Annotated in this window: 1 pseudogene; it reads left to right on the top strand. The window is 36.3% G+C overall.

The window, feature by feature from the left end:
• Window positions 1–303 (top strand): annotated as a pseudogene (locus tag AOA60_RS15340) (flagellin FliC); the annotation flags it as partial.

Genomic DNA, 303 nt, shown 5'->3' on the forward strand with positions numbered 1-303 from the left:
TTCAACGTATGCGTGAACTAGCTGTGCAAGCATCTAATGACACTAACACAGATGAAGATCGTGCTGAGTTACAAAAAGAAATGGATCAGTTAATTGATGAAATTGATCGAATTGCACAGAATACAGAATTCAACACAAAAAATTTACTTGGTAAGCGAAATGAGGAAAATACTGAATTTTCTGGTGCTGATCAAGAGTTTAGGTTCCACATTGGAGCAAATCAAAATCAACATATTGACTTATCTATCAAATCCATGGATTCAGGTAACATAGGAACAGAAGGTGGAGACAGTATAGCAGACC

This window comes from Pseudomonas sp. 2822-17 (genome assembly GCF_002742485.1).
GTDB classification, from domain to species: Bacteria; Pseudomonadota; Gammaproteobacteria; order Pseudomonadales; family Pseudomonadaceae; genus Aquipseudomonas; species Aquipseudomonas cyclaminis.